This window comes from Pseudoalteromonas lipolytica (assembly GCF_001306915.1).
GTDB lineage: Bacteria > Pseudomonadota > Gammaproteobacteria > Enterobacterales > Alteromonadaceae > Pseudoalteromonas > Pseudoalteromonas simplex.
The window spans coordinates 255,782-274,972 of the sequence record NZ_LJTC01000008.1 but is presented as its reverse complement, the minus strand read 5'-3'; the positions used below and the strand labels follow the sequence as shown (position 1 = coordinate 274,972).

Sequence of the window (19,191 nt, the reverse complement as noted above, 5' to 3'; positions counted from 1 at the left end):
ACAAACGGATACTCAACTATGAAAAACGTATTAATTCTTAACGCACATCACTATTACCCTTTTTCTGAAGGTAAGTTAAATGCTGCTTTAATCGAAAAAGCTGACGCTTTTTTTAAAGCAAAAGGCTATCAAACTCGCGTGGTTAATACACAAGACGAATTTGATGTAGAAACTGAACTTGAGAACCATCAATGGGCAGATATCGTCTTTTTGCAATCACCTATTAATTGGATGGGCATGACATGGTCATTCAAAAAATACATGGATGAAGTGTACACAGCGGGTATGGGGGGAGCGCTTTGCCATGGTGATGGTCGTCATCAAGACAATCCAAAAGCCAATTACGGTAAAGGCGGCACCTTGACTAACACTCAATATATGATGTCGCTGACTTTAAATGCGCCTGCAGAATCATTTGCAGATGCCGCTGACTTTTTTGAAGGTAAAAGTGTTGATGACCTTGTTTTCCCAATGCATATGAACTTTAAGTTTTTCGGTATGCAAGCGATGCCAACTTTCGCCTGTTATGACGTGATGAAAAATGCAGACATCGACAGCGACTTTGCGCGCTTTGAAAAACACTTAAACGAGAACTTTTAAGGAACACTCATGAGTAACGAATCTGTTTATAGCAATAAACTCCATCCGGGCAGTGCATTTCCTAGTATCAGTGCTGCACTTTTGAATGGTGAAGAGGCTGTTCTTGGTCAACCTCAACACGGTGCAAGCTGGCAGCTTGTTGTTGTTTATCGTGGTAAGCATTGCCCTTTATGTACCCGCTATTTAAATAGCCTCGAGCAGTACAAAGCGGCGCTATTAGAAACGGGTGTTGATGTAATTGCTGTTTCAGGTGATAGCAAAGAGCAGCTAGAAGCGCATTTAGAGCAGCTATCTGTGTCATTTCCACTTGCTTACGGTTTGACTACAGAGCAAATGCAAGCATTAGGTACTTACATTTCTGATCCCCGTTCACCACAAGAAACGGATCACCCTTTCGCAGAGCCCGCACTGTTTGTGGTTAACGAGCAAGGTAAAGTACATGTGGTTGATTATTCTAATAATCCATTTGTAAGACCTGATTTAGCAACTTTGGTAAGCGGGCTTAATTGGATACGCGACCCAAAAAATAATTACCCAATTCGCGGTATGCATAAGTAGAGTGTAGCCATGAGCAAAATGACAGCTTTGCTGATTGGCTTGGTGAGCACAATTATGTGCTCACAACATGCTTTTTCAGCACAACTTCCCCATGCACATATTGCTTCACCCAATCACTATGAAGTATTGCTAGATAACAGTGAAGTACTTGTTTTACGTATGACTTTAGCACCAGGTGAGCAAGATAATTGGCATAAGCATAATGCTGAAACAGTCTATTTTGAGACAGGCGGTAAAGCGACCATCAGTACTAAAGAGTCACAAACAACAATTGAGATCCCTAATGGCTATGTGATGTGGCATGACGCATGGACTCATCAAGTCAAAAATGAGGGTGAAACCACCATCACTGCAATTATTGTCGAAAGGAAATAGGTAGGATCAATTATGGCATTAGAAAACCACCCAATGTGGCGCTTACCTAAGCATCACCTAGATTTAAAAAGTTCACATGACCATGTTCATTGGGTTGAATTATTTTATGACCTTATCCATGTGGTAATCATTTTTTTGCTAGGTAATTTTTTGAGCGACCACTTACATTTAAGTGGTTTTCTTACATTTGCAGGTTTGTTCATCACCGTATGGTTTGCGTGGGCTGACTCCAGCGTTTTTAATTCACTCTATGTCAGTACTGATGTAAAACACCGGCTGATCATGGCCTGCCAAATTGTTACCGCCATGGTTATGGCTGCCTCGATCCCTCATGTACTTGATAAAGGTTGGACATATTTTGCATTAGCCTATGCTGCTAATCGCCTTATTACAGCTTATTTATTTCATCGCACCAATCAATTGGGGGTCGAATCAACAAAATTAGCACGCAGTGTGAGCCGTAACTACTTTGCTCTTGCCATCATTTTTGCTACCACAGCATTTATGCCTGCCCCCTATCGTTATTGGGTGTTTGGCGCTGCGATTGCCGCTATCCAAGTTTTATATATGGCTCCAAAAATTGGTGTACTTGAAAATAAACGCTTTTTACCACGCCTTGGGCATATGTCTGAGCGCTTCGCCCTTTTACTACTTATTGTCGTAGGCGAAGGTTTCTTTAAATTGGTGATTACTTTATCTGAAAAAGGAGTTTATAAAGTCGACCCCACTGTACTGGCTAACTTTATGTTTGGTGGTATTGCGGTATTTGTGCAATGCTGGATTTACTTTGATTTTGTTGGCAATGGTAAACCTAAAAATCAACACAAATGGACACTCGTAAGTTGGTGGTTAGCTCACCTATTTTTAATGCTATGTGCAGTTATGGTTGGCGTTGCACTCGCCGGCGAAGTGAAAGCCGGGTTCTGGCAGCCGTACCCCCTAAAATATGGTGTCATTGGTTGTGTAGGGTTAGCAGGCTACTTATTAAGCTTATTGTGGATCCAGCTAATGATCGAACATCGCGTAGCCCATCGTTTTGCTACAGCCAAAGTAAGGATGTTTGGCGTCATACTTGCTTTAGTTACCATTCCCATTTTACCCCATGTGCCTTCGCTCATTGGCAACTTACTTTGGGGCACTGCACTGATTTCACAAATTGCCTACCCAGTCACTCGCGCATACTTTACCCTTTCAAAAGAAGAAGCTAATTCATAACGATTAAAACACCTTTGCAAAAACGACAAAGGTGTTTTGTTATCCTTGCTGTTTTTCGCAAATAAATTTAGCGCCACAATACCCTCATTACTTAATCATAAATCACTTTCAGGGCGGCATTAAATTGTTAAGTATTGCTTAGCTATGTCCCTTAAAGTTTGGAGTCATAATGAGTTTTGATAAATTAGCGCAAAAGCCATTCTCAATTGGGGTTGAACTTCCACTTGATAATGATTGGGCACATTTCAATCAACAATCAAATCAATCATTTGGGATCCCTAATTTAGCTAACCATGAATCACGTGTTCAACTTGCTGATGAGCTTGGCTACGCAGCGGCATGGGTTCGCGACGTACCGATTTATGACCCGCAATTTGGTGATGCCGCCCAAGTTTATGAAACCTTCAGTTACCTTGGCTACTTAGCAGCTAAAACCAAGAATATATTACTTGGCACCGCAGCGGTGGTATTGCCATTGCGCCAACCTTGGCTTGTTAAAAAGGCAGCAAATACTGTGCAAGCGCTAAGTAATGATCGGCTAATTTTAGGTGTTGCCAGTGGTGATAGACCCATTGAATACCCTTTATTCGATATTGATTTTGCAAGCCGTGGTGAGCAACTACGTGAATCTGTTTCGCTACTTAAAGGCGCCCCTAAGCGACCTTTAGAAGCGGGTCAAAAGCTACTACCAGAAGTGAAAGATTTCCCACTTTATGTAGCAGGTCTTGCTCAGCAAAGCCCTCAATGGGTTGGCGAAAACATGGACGGCTGGCTTGCTTACCCAGGCACACCAGATGATCAGCAAAAGCGTGTCGCTTTGTGGCGAGAGGTCGCAGGAAATAAGCCGTACGTTAGTTTTATTCATTTAAATTTATTAGATGATCCTGATGCACCTATAAAACGTCACCGTTTTGGGGTTGAAACAGGCGTCAACGGACTCATCTCAGAGCTAAAGGCAATGAGAAATGCCGGTGTGAATCACATTGGCCTGCACTTTAGACGTAACGAATTACCCATTGAATGGGCATTAAAGCACATCGGCGAACATGTTTTGCCCACGTTCCATAATTAAGGAGTTATGATGTCACAATCAATTATGCCAAAACTGGGTTTTGGTACATTTAGATTACAAGACGAAGTTGCATATCAAAGTGTGCTAACAGCTATTGAAGAGGGCTTTAGACACATCGACACTGCGCAAATTTACGGTAACGAAGAAGCTGTTGGCCGAGCGATTAAAGACAGTGGTGTTGCACGTGGTGAGTTATTTATTACCACCAAAGTATGGAATGATAAGTTAAATAAAACGGACTTTATTAACAGCGTAAAAGAGAGCCTGACTAAACTACAACTAGATTACGTCGACTTACTGCTTATTCATTGGCCAAGCCCAGCCAATGGCGAAAGCATGCATGAGTATTTGAGTGAATTACAATCAGCAAAAGAGCTTGGTTTAACGAAAGAAATTGGTGTTTCAAACTTTACCATTGCACAAATGGAAGAAGCCTTAAGTATTTTGCCAAAAGGCGCGTTATTTACCAATCAAGTTGAAGTTCACCCCTACCTAACCAACCAAAAGGTACGTGATTTTTGTGCCCAAAACGACATTCTCGTGACCGGCTATATGCCATTTGCGGTAGGTAAAGTACTTAAAGATCCAACCATCAAAGCGATTGCAGACAAACACCAAGTGAGCACCGCTGAAGTAGTCATTGCTTGGGAGTTAGCGCATGACATGGTAACGATACCGTCATCTACCAAACGCGAAAATATGGCTACCAACTTAAAAGCCCTTTCGCTTAGCTTAAGCCAAGACGAGATCAATCAAATTGATGCCCTTAGTTGCGGCGACAGGCAAGCAAACCCGGATTTTGCTCCTGACTGGGATCATGATGAAGTAAAGACAACTCATGCTTGGCAGTTTCAAGGTGCTGATAAAGCACTCGCTTTGGGATTGAAAGCTTTACCAGCACTTAAAGCAGGGCAAATTTTGGTCCGAAACCTAGCGGTTGGTATTAATCCAGTTGATTGGAAGTTTATTCAAGCTGACCCTATAAATTGGGCAGATACACATACACCTGGCGTAGACGGTGCTGGGGTTGTTGAGCTGGTAGGCGATGGCGTCGATAGCAAACTAATCGGTAAAACAGTCGCTTATCATCATAGCTTGAGTGAAAACGGCAGCTTTGCAAAACACACAGTACTTTATGCAGAGCGTGTTATGCAGGTGCCAAAAGGGTTAGCTATCAATGTTGCTGCTGCATTACCTTGCCCACTGCTTACTGCATGGCAAGCTTTTAGCAAAATACCATTACGCAAAGACGAAAAAGTATTAGTAACCGGCATGGGAGCTGTTAATAAACTGCTGACACAAATGCTGAATCACAGTGGCTTTGAAGTACATGCTTTATCAAAAAGCCTAACGACTGAGCAAGCCGAAAAGCTTGGCGTTAAGTTAGTATTACGCGACGCACCATCTGAAGGTGGCTACTTTGCACTCTTTGATGCTAATGGTCCTGAAGAAGCTAAAAAGTTAGTGCCACTTCTACAGGCAAATGGTCATGTAGTCAGTATTTTAGGACGCATTGAAACACCCGTCGATGAACCATTCACTCGCACTATTTCTTATCATGAAATTGCCCTTGGTGCATTACACGATTATGGTGATACACAGCAATGGCAACGTCTTGTAAGTGATGGCGAAAAGCTCCTTAATGACATTGCGTCGGGTACTTTAAATGTTGAAGAACCCACTGACTTTGAATTTAACAATCTCAATGATGCCCTTGAGTTTTCTAAAGTTCAAAAGCAAAAAGCCGTTGTGGTTGTTTAGTTATCATTTAAAAGGCCTCTTCTGAGGCCTTTTTTATTTTATTCTGCTGTTTCTTTAGGTGTATTGTTGAATACAGCTAAATGATAAATAATCACTAAATTCGCTATAAACCACAGATCTTTAATTACAAACTGACCTAATCGCTCAAACACTGTAACGCTGCTAAGCGCATTAGGTGCGGTAATTAAAAATGTTTGTGTCATGATAAATACCGAGCAACAAGCTAGTCCAGCAAGTAAAATAAGTTTCGCATTTCTGATATACAAGCCAACACCTAACAGCGCCACACTCAAAATATCAAATATGCCAATCGCATTTGATGCCCCTTGCACGCTAAAAACAATATACAACCAAGACATAAACGGTGAAGACTCAACAAGGCTAACAATCGCATTTGCTTCAAAAGCAAAAAACTTCATTGCGCCAATCCAAACCAACACTAATGCCACCGATGCATAATTCAAAGCAACATGCGCTTTATCACTCAAAACATCTTTGTAAAACACAAATAAAAATAAAGGAATAACAGCAAAATACTTAATAATACCCTGCCCCGAACCAATTACTGGAAAACCACCTTCACTTGCAAGCCAACGATTTGCACTGAACAATGTAAGTAAACAGGTAAGTGCAATAATAAGAGCTGTCACGGTGGGAAGCGCCCTATTAATAAATCCTAAATGAGAATGAAGGCTGGTAATACCTACAAAACAAAGTGCAAAGCCTGCAATCATACTCATGAGATGGTCAGGTACCTGAGTCTCTAAACCATAAAACGAAAATATACTGCCAATAGCATTGGGGTTTGCCCCCAAAATAAAAGACAAACCCAATAAAGAAAAACTGATAGTAATAAGTGCAATCACTAAATTATTTGATATACGTAAATTCATTTAAACCCCTCTATAAAACTCAATTAGAAGACCTAAGTTAGGGATAAAAACATTCACCATTTTATAATTTACTATCACCTTTTCCTGTTAAATACATATAACATTTTGAATAATAAGAATTATAAAGTTAGTCTTGTGAAACTTTCACAAAGAGTGAAAAGATAGTCGCCAAAGCAATTAACATCGCTATTACGACCAATGCAGACGCAAGTGAAGAAAAATGTGCAATTTGACCGACACTTGCAGGCCCCATTAATACACCTAAATAACCAAATGTTGTTACAGCAGGAATTGCCGTAGCTTGCGACATGTAGGTTTGCTTCCCTGCCGCAGAAAACATAATTGGTACAACGTTGGCACAACCTATTCCCATTAACACATAACCAAATAGCGCAACATAAAAGCTCATTGATACAATAGCGATTATCAAGCCAAGGCTTGCTACTAAACCACTTATAGTCAGAACAGCCCTTTGCCCATGCTTTGCAATAATGCGATCGCCAAATAAGCGCCCTAAAGTCATTGTGACTGAAAAGCTAAAAATCCCTAATGCCGCCATTCCTGTTGATGCATTTTGATAATCAATTAAATATATTCCGCTCCAATCTAAAACGGTTCCCTCTGCGAGAAACATTGCAAAGCAAATAATGCCAATTAAAATCACCGGGCCTTTTGGGAGCGCAAATGCAGGACCTTCATTGGGGCTTGCAAAAGGAAGTAAGTCTCTCTTTGCGAAGATCAAACACAGTAATACTATCGCCGCCATTAGCATACAGATTTCGAATGCCGAAAAACCAGCAATTAGCAGCATTGCTACAGCACCCGCCCCTAAAATACCACCTAAACTGTAAAAGCCATGAAAACCAGACATAAGTGAAAGCTTAGAACGTTCTTCAACCAACACAGCCTGAATGTTCATAACACAATCAGTTGCGCCGATAGAAAGGCCAAAAATCACCAGTAAAGTTGCCAAGCTAGCCACACTATTTACTAAAGCAAAAAATGGTAGGCAAAAAATAATCATCATCGTTGAGAGCTGTAATACACGTTTACAACCATACTTAGTTGCGAGCGCACCTGATACAGGCATAGCAAATATTGCACCTGCACCAAGACACAAAAGCAACAACCCTAAAGTACTCTCATCAATGCCAATATGCGCTTTAATTACTGGTATGAGCGATGCCCACGTAGCCGTGGCTAAACCTGCACACAAAAATAGTAACCTTGTAACGAGTACTTCGCGCTTTTTAAACGGATACCTTTCTAACAACATCAAGCAAAACCTTCCATAAAACATCACAATCGAGCAGGGTAAGTGACTAGGTTAAAACCCGTCACCTTCCCTCATTCCAGTTTATAACTAAACTAAGGCTTAGTTATTGAGCTATTTAACTCTAAATAATCACAAAATTGCTAAAACGAGCATGCAATGCTACATTAGACTCAGTTTAAACTGCTCAATTATGATTATTTATGCTCGATTATGCTTCATTCCCAGATCAGAGGCAAGCACTGATCAAAGATCATTTACAACAAACCGGCCGAGTTGTGTGTGTTCAATTAGCCAAAGAACTTAATGTCTCCGAACATACGATCCGCCGAGATCTGCAAGAATTAGCAAATCAAGGGGTGTGTAAAAAAGTGTATGGCGGCGCTGTCATTAATGCACAAAATGATGGCAGTTTAGTGCAACGAATGGTTTTAAATAGTGACCGTAAGCAGCTTTTAGCTAAAGCGTGTATTCCTTACTTTAAAGAGCATGCATTTGTTTTTATTGATTCTGGCAGTACCAATTTAGCCATTGCAAGTATGATCCCACACGATCTTACCTTAACGGTGGTTACCCACACGCCTGCAATTGCTATTGCACTACAATCACATCAACAATGTGATGTAATTCTATTAGGTGGAAAAATAAGTAAGCAACAAGGCGCTGCAATTGGTAGTTGCTCGTTAAAGCAATTACAAACAATGCATTTTGACCTAGCAGTTTTAGGCGCTTGCGCAATCGATGTCGAGGTGGGTGTTTCAGCGTTTGACGTTGAAGATGCACAGTTTAAACACGCTATAGTAAAACAAAGCAATAATGTATTAATCGCCGTTACTGAAGAAAAACTGTCTTCAGTCGCAAGGCATAAAGTGACAGCGTTAGACGCTATTTCTGTTTTAATTACTGATGCCAAGAAAAACGATATAAAACTCGCTGAATTTAAAGACACTGAATTAGAACTTGTCTGTACCTCTGAATAAATTAAAACAGCAATTTTGTTCAAGTTTTTAGGTTGCCAGCTTCGCTATATTGGCGTAGGAATAATAACGAAGCGCACACCCTTCAGGAGCACCTGTGAGCAAAGACAATCACTTTAAGTACATTAACAACGAACAGCATCAGAGCATCTCGATGTTGACGGCGACTATGAGTGATTTTACCTATGCAAAACATGCTCACGAAGAGTATTCAATTGGTATTACTCTACAAGGGCGGCAAGATTTCTTTTGTCGTAATGCGTTTTATAAAAGCGTACCTGGCAATGTCATTTTGTTTAACCCAGAAGATATTCACGATGGTCACTCTGGCACTGAGCAAAACCTAGAGTATCTAATGCTGTACATTCATCCCGATGAATTTAAGCCTTTGTTCAAAGCGCTTGGGTATAAGCAAGATTGCACGTTACGTATGGCAAACACCTTGTATGCTGATCCATTACTGCGTAATCAGGTGATTAACTTATCAAGGCTTTTACAAACCAATAGCACCAGCAAAATAGAGCGAGAAGCTGCAGTATTGCAAATGGCACAGTCTTTAGTCAGGCTCAACGGCAGTCTTGATTTGCCAACTTTAAGCACCCGTGTTGATAGCTTGCTTCTGCGTGCAAAAGACTACATTTTGGCAAATATCGACAATGACATTTCTATTGATGACATTGCCCATGCTGCCACCATGTCGAAATTTCATTTTATCCGCCGCTTTCGCGAGCACTTCGGTATTACTCCACATCAATATGTTTTGAACTGTCGTATTAATTATGCCCGTAAAGCGTTACAGGTTGGCCGTGATGCCACCAGCGTGGCGGTTGAATCTGGCTTCGCTGATGCCAGCCACCTCAATCGTAACTTCAAACGAGCATTTGGTATGACACCAAAACAATTTCAACTGCAATGGGCTCGTAGATAGAGCTGAATTACTGATTTGGAGCTGTTATGGCAGATATTTTTGCATATGCTATTGGCATTATGTACACCCCTGGGCCAATCAATTTACTCGGTTTAAGCAGCGGCTTAAATAAACAAACTCGTTCACACCTTGGTTTTTTTATCGGCGTGGGTAGCGCGATGTTTATCTTATTTGTGCTGCTTGGCTACCTTGGCTTGCAAGTGATCAATCCGCAGTTTTTGCCTTATGTGAGCTTAATTGGTTGCGGCTATATTTTGTATATTGCTTGGAAGGTCGCAAAAGCAAAAGTACAGGTGAAGGATGCGTCAGCTGATGCCTCACTTAGCTTTTTCGATGGCCTGTTTATGCAGCTATTAAATCCAAAAGCCTTGGTGGCCACTTTGCCAATTGCTACGATTCAATTCCCAAGCGCCGATATTACTGGCGCTGCAATCGTATTTTGGTCTTTTATTTTAGCCTTCCTTGCCTTTGGTGCGCCTACAAGTTACTCGTTAGCGGGCTTAGTGCTTGGCAGACAAGTATCACGGCCGGGTGTTTTTTATGTGTTTAATAAACTGATGGCTGTTTTGTTGGTTTATGTCGCGTTAATGATTGCCTACGAGCATGTGCTAACCCCGTTAATGGCCTAAAATTGATCATCCCAAACAAACAGGCATAATAGCCTTACTCAGCAAACGGTTATCGCAAAATTATGCAAGGCAATCTATCTATCCGCTCTTACAGTACTAAGTCTGTTAGCCATAGCCATGACTATCATCAACTTGTACTGCCCTTAAAAGGTGTGATTGCTATTAGTGTGGGTGATTTTCAAGGTAAAGTCGCCCCCGGTGAATGCGTGGTTGTCAAAGCCTCGCAAACGCATCTTTTTACCGCAATGCCAGAGGCGCGATTTGTGGTGGCCGATATGCCAAAGTTACCAGATAACCTGGCCACTGCTGAGCGCTGCGTGTTTGCTATTAATCAATCACTTTGGGCATTTTTGCAGTTTGTAGCAAAGCAGCTTGAGCAAGCGGTTAATCGTGAATTAGAACTTGCCATGTTTAACACCTTCAATTTGCTGCTAGCTGAGCAAATTATGCAGCCTAAGGTCGACAGCCGTATTAGCGAGGCACTGCTTTATATTGACAGTCACTTAAGCACTCCTCTTCAAATCAAACACCTTGCCAGCATTGCCTGTTTAAGCCCAACGCAATTTAAACTACTGTTTAAGCAACAAACCGGATTGACTGTCATGAACTATGTAACTAAACAGAGAATGGAAAAAGCCCAAGCCTTACTCAGTCATACCGATTACCCGCTACAGCGTATTAGTGAGTTAGTTGGTTACAATGAACTTTCATCTTTTAGCCGTAGTTTTTCAAAGTACTTTGGCTTATCACCAAGCAAGTTTAAAAAATAACTTTAGTTTTTAAGGTCAACAAAACCGTCCTTTTTGTCAAAAACTTTGCATCGATTTTAATTATGCTTTTGATATATTATATTTAAAGCGAATCATCAATGAACCATACCATCGCGACCATGGCCGTTTTAGTTGCCAGTGTGTTTTGGGGCACAACAGGCACAGCCGCAAGCTTTGCACCAGACATTAGCCCTTTTGCAATAGGTGCGTTTGCGATGGGATTTGGCGGCGTATTACTTTGCCTAACCTCACTAACTCAGCTAATAAACAATGCCAGTACTCTGCGTAAGCACTACCGCCTAACCCTACTTGGCTCAGCTTGTGTAGCTATTTATCCGCTGGCATTTTATACCTCGATGAATAGCGCTGGTGTGGCAATAGGCACCGTTGTTTCGATTGCCAGCGCCCCTTTATTTACCGTCTTATTGGAATACTTAATTGAGAAAAAGCCCATTTCAACTCGCTGGCTAGTCAGCTTTTGCTTTGGTGCGATTGGCATTGGCTTAATCGCGTCAGGTAAAGAGCATAACCTTGCCGCTACGGGGCTGTTTAGCCAAAACATCGGCATTTTACTTGGCTTAATTGCAGGGCTTACCTATGCGGGTTATTCATGGACAGCCAAACGTTTAATTAGCAACGGCGTTCATTCAAGAGCGACCATGGCAAGCTTATTTGGCGGCGCTGCATGTGTACTCTTGCCTTCGTTATTGATCACTGGAGATACGCTTTTTGCCACGGTTACCAATACCAGCGTGGCGCTTTACATGGCCATAGTACCGATGTTTTTAGGTTATTGGCTATTTAGTATTGGCTTAAAAACCATCGCGGCTAGCCAAGCCGTGCTCATTACTTTACTTGAGCCGATTATCGCCACCGTACTGGCTATTGTGATTTTAAATGAGCAATTTCAGCAAATTGGCTGGCTTGGGATTAGTTTAGTGAGCGTTAGTTTGGTAATTCAAACGGTCAATATTAAGCAGTTCGTGATACACTGCAAAAAACGCATATTGACGATTTAAGATGAGAAAAGACAGCCGATTATCACGGGTTTTGCATGTGCTGATCCATTTAAACAGTTACAGCCACCCTATTACATCAGAGACATTAGCAAACATGTTAATGACCAACCCTGTGGTCGTGCGCCGTACAATGGCGTTACTGCGCCAAGCAGGTTATGTGTCGGCAATCAAAGGTCACAATGGCGGCTGGCTACTGGCCACTCCCTTAACAGACATCACTTTATTTGATATTCACCAAGCGCTTGGCGAAAAGAACCTGTTTGTAATTGGTCTAACCGATGAGCACAGCAACTGCCCTATCGAACATGCAGTTAACAGCGCCCTGCAAAACGCAATGGACGATGCAGAAGCCCTGTTATTAAAACGTTTTGCTGAAGTGTCGCTTGCAGAGCTTGCCAGTCAATTTAAAAAATAAGCGTCGTTACACTGCCTATTAATTGGCTTACGGCAATAAAAATAGGCAATCACAGCCTAATTAAGAGCCTTATACTTATAAAGCAAGCGGTATTTCGATTTTAGAAATAAAATCCCATCACTGCCATCATGTAGAGCAAGCACTCTAAACACCCTATAAACCCGACCATTTCAAGCAATTAAGTAAATTCCCAATCTATCCTGGTCATTTTCCGATTGCCTGCCATAGTGCTTTTTCGGCATTTTAGACAAACACCCTGTCATTTAAGGCAAACATTCGTTTCAGCCCACTCCTATACTTAATCTCAATCAAGGACGCAAAGCAAACAGCTCTGCAATCGAGAATAGTCTCTGTCCTTACTCATTAACCCAAAGAGGATTTACGCTCATGAACAAAGTTACTTTTCCAAACACGAACGGTTTAGATATTACTATCGCTGGCTTATTAAATTTACCAGCTGATTTTGATGAAACAAAAACCTACCCAGCCGTTGTCGTATCGCACCCAGGTGGTGGTGTTAAAGAGCAAACAGCAGGGACTTACGCACGTAAACTAGCTGAGCAAGGTTTTGTCGCTATTGCATACGATGCATCTTACCAAGGTGAAAGCACAGGCGAGCCACGCCAACTTGAAAACCCACATGTTCGTACCGAGGATGTGAGTGCAGTAATCGATTACTTAACGACCTTACCTTATGTAGACAATGATCGCATTGGCGCCATGGGTATCTGTGCGGGGGCAGGTTACACCGCAAATGCTGCAATTAACGACCGCCGTATTAAAGCCGTTGGCACAGTAAGCATGGTAAATATTGGCCAAATGTTCCGTAATGGCTGGGATAACAATGTAAAAGACAGCGACGCTATCCCATATATCCAAGCTGGCTCTGATTCTCGCACATCGGATGCAAGTGGTAACGAGATTGCGACTATTCCAATGGCACCGCTGAAAGAAGAAGATGCACCAAACGAAGAACTTCGCCAAGCGTGGGAATACTACCACACAGACCGCGCAGCTTATTGCACTGCACCGGGTTTTGCGACTGCACGCAGCTTAAATCAAATCATCACTTATGATGCATTCTTTAAAGCTGAAGCATTTTTAACACAACCATTACTGACCGTCGTCGGCAGCAATGCAGGCAGCAAGTGGATGAGCGATGACCTAATGGCGCGCGCAGCATCAAGCAGCAAAAACATGTACATCGTTGAAGGTGCAAACCACATGGACCTATACGATGGCGAAAGTGAAATCACTGAAGCAATCAGCGTATTAGCACCTTTCTTTACAAGCAATCTGTAATTATTGATTTGTATGAGCCCGAATAGGGCTCATTACTAAAAGCATTTAGGAGCAAACATGAACATTCAAACAGTTAGTATTCAAAACCACGATATGGCGTGGGAAATCTCAGCACTTGTTTTAACACCTGCTAATTTTGATGAGTCAAAAACCTACCCAACCATGATCAGTGTTCACCCATTTGGTAGCTGTAAAGAACAAACCTCAAGTAGTGTATATGGTAAAGCACTTGCTGAAGCGGGTTATGTGGTTATTGCCTTCGATGCCAGCTATCAAGGTCAATCTGGCGGTACACCCCGCTTTATTGAAAACCCATCACAACGCGTTGAAGATATTAGCCATGTTATTGATTATGCGGTGACACTGCCTTATGTCGATAACGAGCGTATTGGTAGCATTGGGGTATGTGGTGGGGGTGCTTATGTATTTAACTCTGCACTGACTGAAAAACGCGTAAAAGCCGTGGTCGGTATCACACCAGTTAATTTAGGTCGTTTATTTAGAGAAGCATTCACCGAGTTTAACCCGCTTGGCGCACTTGAATCGATGGCGGCACAACGAACTGCTGAAGCACTTGGTGGTGATTTACAAGTTAACGAATTACTCCCACCAAGCATTGAGTTTGCCCGCGACAATGGCCTGACTGAACGTGATGTTTTCGAAGCGACTGATTACTACAAAACACCGCGTGGTCAAAGTGAAGGTGGCGCAACACGTATGTTATTTTCTCATGCACAAAAAACCCTCACTTGGGATGCTTTCGCGTTTGCCGAAACATTAATGACTCAACCTATGATGGCTGTAATTGGTCAAAAAGTAGGGGCTTTTGGCGCGTACCGTGACGGTAAAGAAATTTACGGAAAATCATTTGCATCAAAAGACAGACAACTCGTTGAACTAGAAGATTGGTCGCACTATGACCTGTACGATAAGCCTGAACCAGTTGCGTTAGCGATGCAGCAAATACTGCCTTTTTTAACCAAGCATTTATAAAAAGGCACTTGTAAGCTGAGCATGCATAAAGCAAAGAAGTTAGGCCTCATGCTTGGCCTAACTTACTTTTGTTGTTGATTTGAATTTGTGATTTTAGGAGTTAACACAATGATTAAATGGCTATTTATAATACTCGCAGTTGTAATATTAGGGCTTTTATCTGTTGCCATTTGGGTCACACAAACCGAAAAATCACAGTATGCTAAAAACAGCTTACGTCTACACAATGCGGAGCCGAAAATCACGCTTGATGCCAAAACAGCCGTCGTGGTTTTTTCTCGCTCTGGTAATACTGGGGTTTTAGCAGATCACATAGCACAAAAGCATAACGCGGAGCTGTTTGAAATAACGGCTACCGATTACGAACTAGGTATTCCTGGTTGGATAGCCGCTCTAAACGATGCCAGAAGCAAGGTAGCAACAATAACCCCGAGCAATATAAACCTTGAGAAGTATCAAACCATTTATTTAGGCTCGCCTATTTGGCTTTATAGCCCTGCCCCACCGATTTGGCAGTTTGCAAAAAAAAATGACTTTTCAGGTAAAAATGTGATTTTATTTAATACCTTTAATAGTAAGTTCGAACAGCATTTTATTGATGATTTTGAAAAGCTGGTTCGGGCAAATGGCGCAAAAACGTTTTCTCACAGGTATGTGAATCGTGGCCGTATGGGCTCTCAAATTAGTAGCCAAGATATGCTTGATAAATTTGACAGCCAAGATAACTAACCGTGAGTTTAAAACATGATAGACACCAACCATCAAGAGATTGCTAAACCACTCGCGCAAAAGATTATGTTATTCGCTAATAAAGCGGGTGATATTACCTCTCATACGCCAGAGCTCACATTGCACATTCGTAACGCACCAACCGACCCCTTGCATTGTATTTACACATTAAGCCTTGCAGTGGTGCTACAAGGTGCAAAAATGCTTTCAGTCGAAAACAGTGTACTGCCCTGCTCTGGTGGGCAAACCATGTTAACAACTTTCGACTTACCTGTGGTATCCCATGTGACCGAAGCAACACGCCACCAGCCATTTGTTGCCATGGTGCTAAAGCTTGATTACAACTTAATTTTGCAAACAGCCGCAGAACTTAAACTGCCAAAACAATCACGCAACGAAACGTTTGCGCCGATTTCTATTCATAATATCGATGCAGGACTCACTGATGCACTCACTCGGTTATTTGAGCTTGAATATAATCCCGCACTTCGCGACGGCTTACAGCCATTACTCGCAAAAGAAATTGTTATTCGCCTTTTACAGGGACCTCACGGGCCTCACCTTAGAAAACTGGCATCAGAGGGGTCACCAAGTAGTCATATCGTTAGAGTTGTGAGCTGGCTTAAAACCAACTTTATGCGCCCAGTACAAATTGAAGAGTTAGCAAAACAAGCGCATATGAGCTCATCAACATTTCGCCAGCACTTTAAAACCATTACTGGCACCAGCCCATTGCAGTATTTAAAAACCTTACGCCTGCAAGAGGCTCGCGATCAAATGCTGATCAATGGTCTTGATGCTGGTCAAGCAAGTGGTGTGGTTGGTTACGAAAGCCCTTCGCAATTTAGTCGCGAGTACAGCCGTTTATTTGGCCTGCCTCCGCAAAAAGATATGCAAAGGTTAAGGCAACAACAGTTATAAGAGATAAATGCGCTAAGTATGACTTAGCGCACCTTCTATTAAGCTTTATTAAATGGATTACGGGTATCTTGGTCGGCATCGAGATTCCGCATCAAAATTGCGTGCTCTAAATCGATATCTTCTGGTAGAGGGATTTTAACAATATGGCCCGAACCTTTTGCATCGCTAATGGCTTCGCCTTTTTTGTTTTCCATAAAGTCTAGCTTGAAGTTAATATTCCCTTTTGGCGTCATAAGCTCAAGTGAATGACCAGTACAGAACTTATTCTTCACATCAATTTCAACTAAGCCATTATCGTTGCGGCCTAATACTTCACCCACAAACTGCTGTTTATCTGACACCGAATGACCATACTCATAGTTTTGATAGTCTTGATGTGCATGGCGTTTTAAAAACCCTTCGGTATAGCCGCGATGCGCTAAGTTTTCGAGGGTTTTAAATAAGTTTGCGTCAAATGGACGACCAGCAACGGCATCATCAATGGCTTTACGATACACTTGCGCAGTACGTGCAACATAGTAGAAAGACTTAGTGCGGCCTTCAATTTTTAAACTATGCACGCCCATTTTCGTTAGTTGATCAACATATTGAACTGCACGTAAATCTTTTGAGTTCATTATGTAAGTACCATGCTCGTCTTCAAAAGCAGGCATGTATTCACCAGGGCGACCCTGCTCTTCAAGCATAAATACTTCGTTACTTGGGGCACCATCACCGAGCGTTGGGATCACCGCTTTAGGGTCAATTTTATGTACCATTTCGCCGGTTTCATTTTCGGTGCCTGGTTTCACATCGTAGTTCCAACGACATGCATTAGTGCACGTACCTTGGTTTGGATCGCGTTTATTAATATAACCCGATAACAAACAACGGCCAGAATACGCCATGCAAAGCGCACCGTGAACAAACACTTCAAGTTCTGTATTTGGGCATAGCTCACGAATTTCAGCGATTTCTTCAAGGGATAATTCGCGCGATAAAATGACTCGTTCAATACCCTGCTGAGCCCAAAAGTTCACTGTGGCATAGTTCACCGCATTGGCCTGCACAGATAAGTGAATTGGCATATCTGGCCATTTTTCACGCACTAACATTATAAGCCCAGGATCAGACATTATCAGGGCATCTGGCTGCATTTCAATGACTGGCTCAATGTCGCGTAAATACGATTTTACCTTGGCATTGTGAGGAGCAATGTTCGACACCACATACAATTTTTTATTTTGCGCATGGGCTTCGTTAATACCGATTTGCAGGTTATCTAGGTCAAACTCATTATTACGAACACGAAGGCTGTAACGAGGTTGGCCAGCGTAAACAGCATCTGCACCATAGGCAAAGGCATAACGCATATTCTTTAAACTTCCAGCAGGTGATAACAACTCAGGCGTAAAAGGACGAGGGGTCAAAATAGGTGACGACATGAAAGCTCCACACATCGAACCGAGTACAAGTCGGTTGCATGAATTAATACGATAATGAAGCGCGGCAGTATAATAACCTGCCCAGTAATTTTATTGATCTAGATCATGCTTGATAGAAACTCAGCAAACCAGCTGTGAGCCTATAAAAAGAAAAAAGGTGACCAATCCAATGGCCACCTTTTTTGATCAAACTCAATTAACTATCCAGGGTAATTGGTTTGGATTTGTTAATGTTAACAGCCCAAAAAGCTACAACATATATTCTTTAATAATTATGTAGTTATATTATATGCTAAATGTGATTTTTTGATTACAAAAACTACAACAACAGCACTTCTTCAGTTTCAAGCGCAAAGGTTTTGCCGTTTGCAAAACGAATAGCGATATAAAAAATATGACTACTTCCAACTTCAGGAGCTTGGTTTGGTCTAGTTCAATAAATATAGGGGCTGTAATGGGTAATACGCTTGCGAAGTCCTCTACACAGGCATAGTTGCCATCACTGTAATAATCAAAATCATTAACAAACACTTCTGTGATATCAAACACGCTATGTATACTCGTAACCACGCTGAGTTCATTGTGGAAACAAGTGCTTAACTGTAAAAGGTGTTCGCATTTTATACTCGTTTTGCTGAACATTTTTAGATTCATGAAAATGCCATCAAATGACTATTTAATTAAATTAGGAATTTTCACGTAAAGCGCGTATAATTCGCGCCCGTTAATATTTAACCTTTTAAATTTAAAATTATTGGAGCATAAAGATGGCTTTAGAGCGTACTTTTTCAATCGTAAAACCTGATGCAGTTGCTAAAAACCACATCGGTGCTATCTACAACCGTTTCGAAACTGCGGGTCTTAAAATCGTTGCAGCTAAAATGGTTCACCTTTCAAAAGAAAAAGCTGAAGGTTTCTACGCTGAGCACAGCGAGCGTCCTTTCTTCGGTGCTTTAGTTGAGTTCATGACATCAGGTCCAGTAATGGTTACTGTTCTTGAAGGTGAGAACGCAGTACTTAAAAACCGTGAAATCATGGGTGCTACTAACCCTGCTGAAGCACTAGCTGGTACTTTACGTGCTGACTACGCAGACAGCATCGACGAAAATGCTGTTCACGGTTCTGACGCTGTTGAATCAGCTGCACGTGAAATCGCATACTTCTTCGCTGACGAAGAAATCTGCCCACGTACTCGTTAATTTCGAGTTCACAGCTAAGTCTGTGATGCAGAAGAAAAAGGGCTTTCGGGCCCTTTTTTAGTCATTAGCTAAGCCCATTGTAAATCTGTTTAGCTAATGACTAAGTCGATTAAATAATGTACAATCGCGCACCCAAAC

At 41.8% G+C, this 19,191-nt stretch carries 20 protein-coding genes and 1 pseudogene; 18 read left to right on the top strand and 3 right to left on the bottom strand.

Going from position 1 to position 19,191, the window contains the following annotated elements:
* Positions 1–18: 18 nt before the first annotated feature.
* The 7 genes and pseudogenes from AOG27_RS13560 (at position 19) to AOG27_RS13530 (ending at position 5,581) form a co-directional block, all read left to right on the top strand.
* A complete protein-coding gene (locus AOG27_RS13560; protein WP_054553545.1) occupies positions 19–600 on the top strand; it encodes an NAD(P)H-dependent oxidoreductase in 582 nt (193 codons plus the stop codon).
* A 9-nt stretch (positions 601–609) separates the two neighbouring features.
* Positions 610–1,158: a redoxin domain-containing protein gene (locus tag AOG27_RS13555; protein ID WP_054553544.1), complete on the top strand. Its 549-nt coding sequence runs from the start codon at positions 610–612 to the stop codon at positions 1,156–1,158.
* A 9-nt stretch (positions 1,159–1,167) separates the two neighbouring features.
* Positions 1,168–1,533 carry a hypothetical protein gene (locus AOG27_RS13550; RefSeq protein WP_228482482.1) on the top strand — a complete coding sequence of 122 codons (366 nt, stop codon included), beginning with the start codon at positions 1,168–1,170 and terminating at the stop codon, positions 1,531–1,533.
* A 12-nt stretch (positions 1,534–1,545) separates the two neighbouring features.
* Positions 1,546–2,748: a low temperature requirement protein A gene (locus tag AOG27_RS13545; RefSeq protein WP_054553543.1), complete on the top strand. Its 1,203-nt coding sequence runs from the start codon at positions 1,546–1,548 to the stop codon at positions 2,746–2,748.
* 169 nt (positions 2,749–2,917) lie between these two features.
* Positions 2,918–3,820 (top strand): TIGR03571 family LLM class oxidoreductase, encoded by a 903-nt coding sequence (locus AOG27_RS13540; protein ID WP_054553542.1) that lies wholly within the window; start codon positions 2,918–2,920, stop codon positions 3,818–3,820.
* Positions 3,821–3,829: 9 nt separating this feature from the next.
* Positions 3,830–4,636 (top strand): annotated as a pseudogene (gene dkgB / locus AOG27_RS21740) (2,5-didehydrogluconate reductase DkgB); the annotation flags it as partial.
* A gap of 60 nt (positions 4,637–4,696) precedes the next feature.
* Complete coding sequence (locus AOG27_RS13530; RefSeq protein WP_054553631.1) at positions 4,697–5,581, top strand: alcohol dehydrogenase catalytic domain-containing protein; 885 nt, start codon at positions 4,697–4,699, stop codon at positions 5,579–5,581.
* A gap of 38 nt (positions 5,582–5,619) precedes the next feature.
* On the opposite strand, the gene AOG27_RS13525 is transcribed toward AOG27_RS13530, so the two are convergent.
* Together AOG27_RS13525 and AOG27_RS13520 are read right to left on the bottom strand one after the other, a co-directional pair.
* Positions 5,620–6,474, bottom strand: a complete 855-nt coding sequence (locus AOG27_RS13525) for a DUF417 family protein (protein ID WP_054553541.1) — start codon at positions 6,472–6,474, stop codon at positions 5,620–5,622.
* A gap of 127 nt (positions 6,475–6,601) precedes the next feature.
* Positions 6,602–7,750: an MFS transporter gene (locus tag AOG27_RS13520; RefSeq protein WP_054553540.1), complete on the bottom strand. Its 1,149-nt coding sequence runs from the start codon at positions 7,748–7,750 to the stop codon at positions 6,602–6,604.
* 200 nt (positions 7,751–7,950) lie between these two features.
* Between AOG27_RS13520 and AOG27_RS13515 the strand changes: the two genes are divergently transcribed.
* From AOG27_RS13515 to AOG27_RS13470, 10 genes are all read left to right on the top strand, one after another.
* Positions 7,951–8,727, top strand: coding sequence for a DeoR/GlpR family DNA-binding transcription regulator (locus tag AOG27_RS13515; RefSeq protein ID WP_054553539.1), 777 nt, complete (start codon positions 7,951–7,953; stop codon positions 8,725–8,727).
* Positions 8,728–8,821: 94 nt separating this feature from the next.
* A complete protein-coding gene (locus tag AOG27_RS13510; protein ID WP_054553538.1) occupies positions 8,822–9,652 on the top strand; it encodes an AraC family transcriptional regulator in 831 nt (276 codons plus the stop codon).
* Between the two features lie 26 nt (positions 9,653–9,678).
* Positions 9,679–10,281, top strand: a complete 603-nt coding sequence (locus tag AOG27_RS13505; RefSeq protein WP_054553537.1) for a LysE family translocator — start codon at positions 9,679–9,681, stop codon at positions 10,279–10,281.
* Between the two features lie 62 nt (positions 10,282–10,343).
* Positions 10,344–11,051 (top strand): helix-turn-helix domain-containing protein, encoded by a 708-nt coding sequence (locus AOG27_RS13500; RefSeq protein WP_054553536.1) that lies wholly within the window; start codon positions 10,344–10,346, stop codon positions 11,049–11,051.
* A 98-nt stretch (positions 11,052–11,149) separates the two neighbouring features.
* The gene (locus tag AOG27_RS13495) at positions 11,150–12,070 is read left to right on the top strand and encodes a DMT family transporter (RefSeq protein ID WP_235523703.1); all 921 of its coding nucleotides are present in this window, start codon (positions 11,150–11,152) and stop codon (positions 12,068–12,070) included.
* 1 nt (position 12,071) lies between these two features.
* Entirely contained in the window at positions 12,072–12,485 is a 414-nt protein-coding gene (locus AOG27_RS13490; RefSeq protein WP_054553535.1) for an Rrf2 family transcriptional regulator, read from the top strand.
* A 387-nt stretch (positions 12,486–12,872) separates the two neighbouring features.
* Positions 12,873–13,787 carry an alpha/beta hydrolase gene (locus AOG27_RS13485; RefSeq protein ID WP_054553534.1) on the top strand — a complete coding sequence of 305 codons (915 nt, stop codon included), beginning with the start codon at positions 12,873–12,875 and terminating at the stop codon, positions 13,785–13,787.
* Positions 13,788–13,844: 57 nt separating this feature from the next.
* The gene (locus AOG27_RS13480) at positions 13,845–14,780 is read left to right on the top strand and encodes an alpha/beta hydrolase (RefSeq protein WP_054553533.1); all 936 of its coding nucleotides are present in this window, start codon (positions 13,845–13,847) and stop codon (positions 14,778–14,780) included.
* Between the two features lie 108 nt (positions 14,781–14,888).
* Positions 14,889–15,509, top strand: a complete 621-nt coding sequence (locus AOG27_RS13475) for a flavodoxin family protein (protein ID WP_054553532.1) — start codon at positions 14,889–14,891, stop codon at positions 15,507–15,509.
* 15 nt (positions 15,510–15,524) lie between these two features.
* Entirely contained in the window at positions 15,525–16,430 is a 906-nt protein-coding gene (locus tag AOG27_RS13470) for an AraC family transcriptional regulator (RefSeq protein WP_054553531.1), read from the top strand.
* A 38-nt stretch (positions 16,431–16,468) separates the two neighbouring features.
* On the opposite strand, the gene yegQ is transcribed toward AOG27_RS13470, so the two are convergent.
* Positions 16,469–17,854, bottom strand: coding sequence for a tRNA 5-hydroxyuridine modification protein YegQ (gene yegQ / locus AOG27_RS13465; RefSeq protein ID WP_054553530.1), 1,386 nt, complete (start codon positions 17,852–17,854; stop codon positions 16,469–16,471).
* A 767-nt stretch (positions 17,855–18,621) separates the two neighbouring features.
* Between yegQ and ndk the strand changes: the two genes are divergently transcribed.
* Positions 18,622–19,053: a nucleoside-diphosphate kinase gene (gene ndk / locus AOG27_RS13455; RefSeq protein WP_036972405.1), complete on the top strand. Its 432-nt coding sequence runs from the start codon at positions 18,622–18,624 to the stop codon at positions 19,051–19,053.
* Positions 19,054–19,191: the final 138 nt, after the last annotated feature.

Bases quoted from the DNA above. Each gene is read 5' to 3' on its own strand.
- AOG27_RS13560 (WP_054553545.1), top strand. From the start codon at position 19: ATGAAAAACGTATTAATTCTTAACGCACATCACTATTACCCTTTTTCT.
- AOG27_RS13555 (WP_054553544.1), top strand. From the start codon at position 610: ATGAGTAACGAATCTGTTTATAGCAATAAACTCCATCCGGGCAGTGCA.
- AOG27_RS13550 (WP_228482482.1), top strand. From the start codon at position 1,168: ATGAGCAAAATGACAGCTTTGCTGATTGGCTTGGTGAGCACAATTATG.
- AOG27_RS13545 (WP_054553543.1), top strand. From the start codon at position 1,546: ATGGCATTAGAAAACCACCCAATGTGGCGCTTACCTAAGCATCACCTA.
- AOG27_RS13540 (WP_054553542.1), top strand. From the start codon at position 2,918: ATGAGTTTTGATAAATTAGCGCAAAAGCCATTCTCAATTGGGGTTGAA.
- AOG27_RS13525 (WP_054553541.1), bottom strand. From the start codon at position 6,474: ATGAATTTACGTATATCAAATAATTTAGTGATTGCACTTATTACTATC.
- AOG27_RS13520 (WP_054553540.1), bottom strand. From the start codon at position 7,750: ATGTTGTTAGAAAGGTATCCGTTTAAAAAGCGCGAAGTACTCGTTACA.
- AOG27_RS13515 (WP_054553539.1), top strand. From the start codon at position 7,951: ATGCTCGATTATGCTTCATTCCCAGATCAGAGGCAAGCACTGATCAAA.
- AOG27_RS13505 (WP_054553537.1), top strand. From the start codon at position 9,679: ATGGCAGATATTTTTGCATATGCTATTGGCATTATGTACACCCCTGGG.
- AOG27_RS13500 (WP_054553536.1), top strand. From the start codon at position 10,344: ATGCAAGGCAATCTATCTATCCGCTCTTACAGTACTAAGTCTGTTAGC.
- AOG27_RS13495 (WP_235523703.1), top strand. From the start codon at position 11,150: ATGAACCATACCATCGCGACCATGGCCGTTTTAGTTGCCAGTGTGTTT.
- AOG27_RS13490 (WP_054553535.1), top strand. From the start codon at position 12,072: ATGAGAAAAGACAGCCGATTATCACGGGTTTTGCATGTGCTGATCCAT.
- AOG27_RS13485 (WP_054553534.1), top strand. From the start codon at position 12,873: ATGAACAAAGTTACTTTTCCAAACACGAACGGTTTAGATATTACTATC.
- AOG27_RS13480 (WP_054553533.1), top strand. From the start codon at position 13,845: ATGAACATTCAAACAGTTAGTATTCAAAACCACGATATGGCGTGGGAA.
- AOG27_RS13475 (WP_054553532.1), top strand. From the start codon at position 14,889: ATGATTAAATGGCTATTTATAATACTCGCAGTTGTAATATTAGGGCTT.
- AOG27_RS13470 (WP_054553531.1), top strand. From the start codon at position 15,525: ATGATAGACACCAACCATCAAGAGATTGCTAAACCACTCGCGCAAAAG.
- yegQ (WP_054553530.1), bottom strand. From the start codon at position 17,854: ATGTCGTCACCTATTTTGACCCCTCGTCCTTTTACGCCTGAGTTGTTA.
- ndk (WP_036972405.1), top strand. From the start codon at position 18,622: ATGGCTTTAGAGCGTACTTTTTCAATCGTAAAACCTGATGCAGTTGCT.